At 59.8% G+C, this 5,796-nt stretch carries 7 protein-coding genes; 3 read left to right on the forward strand and 4 right to left on the reverse strand.

The genetic code is table 11. The features are described from left to right. On the forward strand, positions 1–349 hold a 349-nt coding region (locus CVO76_RS14765; RefSeq protein WP_208739931.1), incomplete at its 5' end, for a hypothetical protein. 165 nt (positions 350–514) lie between these two features. On the opposite strand, the gene CVO76_RS14770 is transcribed toward CVO76_RS14765, so the two are convergent. Then, positions 515–1,174 carry a hypothetical protein gene (locus CVO76_RS14770; RefSeq protein ID WP_208739932.1) on the reverse strand — a complete coding sequence of 220 codons (660 nt, stop codon included), beginning with the start codon at positions 1,172–1,174 and terminating at the stop codon, positions 515–517. Positions 1,175–1,431: 257 nt separating this feature from the next. Between CVO76_RS14770 and CVO76_RS14775 the strand changes: the two genes are divergently transcribed. After that, entirely contained in the window at positions 1,432–1,659 is a 228-nt protein-coding gene (locus CVO76_RS14775) for a hypothetical protein (protein WP_208739933.1), read from the forward strand. A 100-nt stretch (positions 1,660–1,759) separates the two neighbouring features. On the opposite strand, the gene CVO76_RS14780 is transcribed toward CVO76_RS14775, so the two are convergent. Beyond that, positions 1,760–2,845 carry a hypothetical protein gene (locus CVO76_RS14780; RefSeq protein ID WP_208739934.1) on the reverse strand — a complete coding sequence of 362 codons (1,086 nt, stop codon included), beginning with the start codon at positions 2,843–2,845 and terminating at the stop codon, positions 1,760–1,762. A 382-nt stretch (positions 2,846–3,227) separates the two neighbouring features. Here CVO76_RS14780 and CVO76_RS14785 point away from each other — a divergent pair, with 382 nt between their 5' ends. Further along, positions 3,228–3,818 carry a hypothetical protein gene (locus CVO76_RS14785; protein ID WP_208739935.1) on the forward strand — a complete coding sequence of 197 codons (591 nt, stop codon included), beginning with the start codon at positions 3,228–3,230 and terminating at the stop codon, positions 3,816–3,818. A gap of 185 nt (positions 3,819–4,003) precedes the next feature. Here CVO76_RS14785 and CVO76_RS14790 read toward each other — a convergent pair whose 3' ends face one another. Both CVO76_RS14790 and CVO76_RS14795 read right to left on the reverse strand, forming a co-directional pair. Beyond that, positions 4,004–4,885 carry a hypothetical protein gene (locus CVO76_RS14790; RefSeq protein ID WP_208739936.1) on the reverse strand — a complete coding sequence of 294 codons (882 nt, stop codon included), beginning with the start codon at positions 4,883–4,885 and terminating at the stop codon, positions 4,004–4,006. 111 nt (positions 4,886–4,996) lie between these two features. Further along, entirely contained in the window at positions 4,997–5,446 is a 450-nt protein-coding gene (locus tag CVO76_RS14795; RefSeq protein ID WP_208739937.1) for a hypothetical protein, read from the reverse strand. Positions 5,447–5,796 lie beyond the last annotated feature (350 nt).

The raw sequence follows: 5,796 nt of genomic DNA on the forward strand, positions 1-5,796 counted from the left end.
TACGGCGTGTAACAGCGACATCAAGTGCGTCGAGGCGTACAGCACGGCTGTAGCCAACTACTACCGCTTCCGGACCCACGCCTCGGCGACGGAATACGAGGCAACCGTCGACGACGGATTCAGCGTCAACTACTTTGTCGTGGCCTTCGCTGGCAAAGACGCGTCCGTGGACGACCAGCTGTTCGTGATGCACATCCTGGCCGGCATGTGGAACGACTACGAAGGCGACTTCCCCCCCGCTGATCGATCCCTCGGCGCGCGTCTCGAAGCGAGCCAAGGGTCGGCTTCCATGCGCTATTGCTCGAGCGCGGCTCGTAGGAGGCGAATGGCTTTCGGTCCAACTCCGTGAAGCGCCTCGAGGTGATCAAGGCCGACGCCCTCCGCATCATCCAGGCTTCGTACCCCCGCCGCCGCTAGGGCCCTGACGGCGGGAGCACCAATGGCCGGGAGAGGTCGCGGGGCGTCCATAGATTGAAGGATACGCTTCGTATCGACCGCCCCGTAAGCCGATCGGCTAGCGGGACGATGAGGGCTGATCGCTTGTTACTGGCCCCAGGTGGGTCGACGGTAGCTTTACCTTCCTCCCCCGATTGTCCTTCTCGGGAACTGCCTCGGGCATTGGACCAGCCGTGGCCGAGACGGCTCGTTCGTACCCCCCGTCAAAGCCGATCCTTGTGATGTCCCGCAAACGGAACCGGTCCAGAAACGTCTCCCACTGCCCGTGTTCGTTGATTGTGAAGAGCCACAGATGCTTCTTGCTCCACCTGACCGGGATGCCAATGAGGAGTTGTTCGGGGTGCTTGTCTTCTCGGTACAGCGAGATGACATCTGCGGCGTCCAGGGCTGCCCGTATGAGCTGTTCAGGATCGCTGAGGTCGGCGGTCAGGAAGGGGCTGCGCGGGGGCCACTGATTGTTGTCCCGGACGAAGCCTATGAAGGTGTCAAAGACCCAGGCGCGCTTGATTGAACTGGCCCGGAAGGCCACGTAGCCGTCCCGGAGTACCCCCTCGCGGAGTTCCGCCAGAACCACCCATTCCTCGAACAGGCCAACCACCACACCGAACTCGGCTTTTGCGCCGCCTGCGTCGCGAAGGATGCGCAAAGGAAGGGCTTGTTCCTGAGAGAGGACTAGGAGCTTGTTGATCTGCGTCCGGCCCTTGGCTGCTGTACCCATACGTCGAATCTAGATCACCTTCGGTCCGTTCCACTCCTGACTCGACCAGTTACCCGGATCATCACAAAGCAGTGCAGTTCCGAATCAGCACACACTCACATGCCTAGCTCGTCGGCACCCGGTTGACGATCTTCCACCGCACTAGGAGACGATAAGGCTCAAGCCTTTTGTGAGGACACGCTCAGCCCCATCTCCACGGGTGCTACTAGAGTGAACCTGGTTCAGGCTTAGTCATCTTGCTGATTGAAGGAAGATGTATGAAACAATCCATGGTCCTCAAAGCGTTGGCGATGCTTGTTCTGTACGTGGTCATTTGGGGAACGGTCGGCTACCTGGGGGGAGGCTGGGAGGACGCCCGGAGGTACGGTCTCATCGCAGGGCCGATCTTCGCCCTCTTCACGGCTATTCCGTTCATCCTCAAAGCCCGAAGGAATCGCGTCAACTCTGGGGGACCGGGCGACCCTCGAGGTAAAAGAAAGCGCTGAGTCGAGTCCTTCAATGCGTCAATCCACCTCACTGCAACGTGCGCCCCTCGGAGGGATGGGGTTGTGCCCCTGGAATCATCTGTAGTTGAGCAGTGTGGTGTCAGATGTCCAGGATTGTGTTTAGGGCGACCTTGTGGGGCGGAAGAACTCCTGTGTCGAGATCCTCCATGAGATGGATGGAAGCGTACTGCCATGATTTGATACGCCCGGCGTCGTCGAAGACTCGGTATGTGCGCCGTAGTCGGCCTTGCCGGTAGTGAGGGTGTATGAAACTCACCTCGACCTGTGTTTGGGGCCAATCACCGACCACGTCGACGCGGGCATCAGCAACCCCGTCGGTGAGGGGAACCATCTCCCCTCCGGGTGTTCGCCAGTATGACTCGAGGCGATCGAACTCGGCACAGAGGGCCTCGACGGCTGCCTTCTTCTGTTCCTCGGGGAGGTTCACCCTGTCCCACGACACGTGAGGATCGCCGGCGACCACAGGATTGATCTGGGGAGCATCACCTTCGGACCATCCAGGGATGTCTATCTCCTCGATCGGCGTCGATGGAAGCTCGTTCGCCCGAAGGACAGCGGGAAGTCCGCCGGTGGGCACCTCTATCTGCTGATAACGGTAGGTGTATCCGGTACCGCCATACCTGTCGTGAAGCGCTTCCGGGGCGGAGGCATACACCACCAGGTAAGGCGAGGATCCGGCCTCAAAGGCTAGTAACGGGATGCGGTCGATGCTCGTGCGGTGTGTTCGGCCGCCGGCGTCGAGGAGCAGAAGCTCACGTGCTTTCAACCATTGCGCCTGATCGTCCACGTTGACGTCCGAACGACCCGACCAGAGCCATGCGCCGTGCCGTGTTGTCCCGATCAGATGAACATTCATCAGGTCCATGAACCAGGTAACGTCGCCTGCCTGGGAGATATGGATAGCCGTGGAGATCACCTGCGAAGCGGTTCCCTCGTCTTCTCTCATCTCATCCGCCGTCGCCGGCGTGTAAAGAACCCATACTCCGGTGGAGGCCGCAGCAACTCTCATGTGGGGGTTGATCAAGCCCACAGGAAGATCGGCCCAGGTAATGACCCGGTCGGGGTGCTTTAAATTTCGGATGACCGCGACAGGTTCGGAAATGCTCACCCGAATGAGTGAATCCGCGACGACGACGTCCTGCCACCCTGCTGACTCATCCCCCATGGCGAAAGTATCGCACTCCACCCAAAACGCCCGCTGAGGGATCGTTCTCCGTGCGTTATCCAACGTAGTTTGGCCGTGGGACTATGACGCATGACAAGAGTGCAATGGGTCTTCGTCGCGATCGTGTGCGTCGCGATTCTCCTGGTCTTGCTGTTAATCGGTTCACCAGATTCACTTGGACGGCGAAGCACTGACTCTCAGTCTCTACGACTGTCTGCGGAATCGCTTACCTACTGACAGAGAAGCAGAACGTCCGCTGACGAATCGTCTTGCGAACGGACACACCGACAAATGGAGCCAGCCGTAGGATTCACTACGTCTTTCGTATGGCCAGGGACTCGGTTGGCACAGGGGGAAAACGACGGCAGGACCGGAGGACAAAGTGGCAAAATCCCATGACCGGTGGGCGACGGCTGAGCACCATTCCCGCGGGGTCACCGACAACGGACTGAGTGCGGCGCTGCATACGTACTACACGCGCTACTTCCCAGCCGGAGTCTTCATCATCATGGCGTTGACTATCACGGGGGGTTACCTCCTGGCCGGTGGTGGCCCGGTTCATTGGCAGCGCACCTTGAGCCTTGGTGCGATCCTCGTCGGATTCGCTGGGCTAGTGGGAGGCACCATTTACGAGCGAGAACGCCTCGCGCCCAGTGCGCACCTCGGATCCGCGAGCAATCTTCTTTCCCTACTCGAGGAGGAGGAGGGCAAGGCCCTGATGCGTGGAATCAACGGCAAGGGCACGATAGAAGCAGAGCATCTGACAGTCGCCCGGGCCGTAGCGGTCCAGCAGCGGAAGAAAACAGCATCCACTCTGCTGGGTACCCCCTGTTTCTGCTTCTTGTTCTCCTCCGTCGGGACGCCTGCGGGCTGGTTTGCTGTCGCGCTGGTACCCGCTGTCCTGATCATTACTGCGGTATTCATTCGGGACTTCAGGCGCCAAGGGCGTTTCCTGGCAATTACTGCAGAATAATCTGCTTGTCGTCTCTGTCACCGGAGGCGACCGTCGCCCGTCCTCGAGCCCTATCAAAGCAGAAGACAACCGTTACGGGGCACTAGGCCCACCACAAAGCGCCCCGTGCGGTAGCCCGAAAGCGGATCCCCGTCCGAGTAGTACGGCGGCGCGTAGGCTACGAGATGCTGAGTGCCACCAAGCCGTCAGAGATCGGGACGACGTGTGATTTTCGATGAAAGCCGCGCAGCAGCTTGTTCCAAGATGTTCGACAGTTGAGGCTCGTACCCCGAGTAATCAGCGAAACGAAGCACCGCGTACGAGGTGAACGAAGCGGCCAATTCCGTGATGGAGGTGATGGCTTCGGGATCAGGCATTTGGGTGGTGTTGAACTGACCCGGAAGGAACTCATCGCGGGGAACAACGATCTGCAGCTCGTGCGAGGGCCAACGCTTACCGTGTGCCGAGCCGGCCGACGCGCGCCAGAGCCTCTCCGCCGCTTCAGCGTCAAAGGTACCCGCGCCCTTAACCACGACGACAGCCGCCGCCTGTTTCACAAGATCCATGTACCCCGGGGCTCGCTTCACGTCATCCTCGGTGAAAAGCGGTCCTATCTTGCTGACGAGATCCGCACGACGCTTTGCTAGTGCTGTCTTGGGCTCCTGACCAACAGCAGCCTTTTTCTGCTCCTCGAAATCGTGCACGACAAACGACAGGTGACGTCGCGTGCACTCCTCAGCTGTGCGCGCGTCCAACACCCAGATGGCATGCGATGACGACTCAATGGCTGCCCTTGAGAGGGTCTGCGTCGGCCTGAACGTATGCCGCACCTTCTGCTCCGGATGGAACTTCAACGGGGCGACGTGATCGCCCCAGAACTCTAGATGTTCAAGAGCAGAGGTGAGATACCCGCGGGACCAATCCGAACCGCGCTCCGCTGGGTAAACCGCGTTGACCTGAGCGAGATTCGAGCCTGGCATCGGCTCACCAATCTGATGCAGTACGTCGGTCATCAAGCGAGCACTGTGGGCAACGCCAGCCCAGGCCTCCAAGATGTCCCGCGGGACTTCAATACCTTCATCCATCATAAATTCGAGCCTAAGTTACTGACCGCCGCCTATTAGTAGCACGTGCGCCCTGGTCCTCATGATTTGAGTCTATGCACATAGACTCCGCCCGTAAGCCGGTGGTCCACAGCATCAGTCAGATTGTGGCTGGGCGTCGTCGTCGAGTGGCTGTCCTGCTAGGTAGTACCTGCGGATGTTTACTCCCAGCGCGATGATGCAAAGGATCGGCAGGAGAGGGAACACGAAGTCCCCGCGCCATTGGATGAACCAGATGAAAAACGTCCAGAAGAGGACCGTGAAGACGCCGAGCGCGATCAGTGAACGACGGGTAGGAATTTGCGGCAGGGGTTCCAGTCCTCGCTTCCGAAAGTCGTTGAGTTCCTGCACCGCAGCGAGGCTGAGAGGGATGAAGATCGCAAGGAAGAGCGCGGTACTGACCACCTCGCTCCAGACGTCTGCTACTTCGAGGGTGTCTGTGACGATGTAGATGAGCGTCCGAATCACCAGTGCCCAAATCACTACCGCGATAATCAACCGCCGCCGTGCAGGGTGGAGTGGTTTGGTTCTGGGCGGCTCGGTCATGGGATCAGCTAACCATGACCTTTTTGATGATCAAGCTCCCGCCGTCCCTTATGTACAGCTGCCCGTAAGCCGGTCCCTTACTCGGACAGATGCAGATGAGCGGACGGGGAAGGAGGCGGCCGCACAGACACTGCACTCAAGGATTCCCGTAACACCCGCCCGAGAAAATGCCCGGTGAAGGTGCCTTATACGGACACCCTCCTGCCGCCTGGAGGCGGTCCACCGGAGGTGTCCGGGTGCCACTGCGGTCGAACCTCCGCCCGGGGCCGGGACATCACCTGGCCGGGCGTCGTCGAGCCCCTGCCCCATGGCAAAATGAACCGGTGACTTCCGCTCCGGTGTACCTGGAC

It is taken from the genome of Arthrobacter agilis (assembly GCF_002953615.1).
In the GTDB taxonomy this organism is placed as follows: Bacteria; Actinomycetota; Actinomycetes; order Actinomycetales; family Micrococcaceae; genus Arthrobacter_D; species Arthrobacter_D agilis_B.